The organism is Pseudomonas sp. K5002 (assembly GCF_013386655.1).
Lineage (GTDB): Bacteria > Pseudomonadota > Gammaproteobacteria > Pseudomonadales > Pseudomonadaceae > Aquipseudomonas.
This window is the reverse complement of record NZ_JACARK010001429.1, coordinates 1-421: the sequence shown is the minus strand read 5'-3', so window position 1 is coordinate 421 and position 421 is coordinate 1. Positions and strand designations below refer to the sequence as shown.

Sequence of the window (421 nt, the reverse complement as noted above, 5' to 3'; positions counted from 1 at the left end):
CAACAGCGGCTGCGTTGCGAGTCGGCCAGCCAGCGCCTGTTTGATGTGCTTGAACGCCACGACTTGCGGCCCCAGGGCGGCTGCGCGTTGTTCCAGTGGATGATCACGGACCGGGCTGAGCAGCTGCATGAATTCATGGCCCAGCGCGGCATTCTGCTGCGCTTGTTTGTCGACAACAGCAGCCTGCGTTTCGGCCTGCCGGATACCGAGGCCGACTGGATGCGGCTGGAACAGGCACTGAAGGCCTACAAGGAAGCCTCATGAGTACCTTGATGGTGCAGGGCACCACCTCTGACGCCGGCAAAAGCACGCTGGTGACCGCACTCTGCCGCTGGCTGGTGCGCCAGGGCATCCCGGTGGTGCCCTTCAAGCCGCAGAACATGGCGCTCAACAGCGCCGTGACTGCCGAAGGCGGCGAGAT

At 63.9% G+C, this 421-nt stretch carries 2 pseudogenes; both read left to right on the top strand.

Annotated elements, in window-relative coordinates:
- Positions 1-264, top strand: a pseudogene (locus HX846_RS36950) (threonine-phosphate decarboxylase); the annotation flags it as partial.
- Positions 261-421 (top strand): annotated as a pseudogene (locus tag HX846_RS36945) (cobyric acid synthase CobQ); the annotation flags it as partial. The pseudogenes HX846_RS36950 and HX846_RS36945, both read left to right, overlap by 4 nt.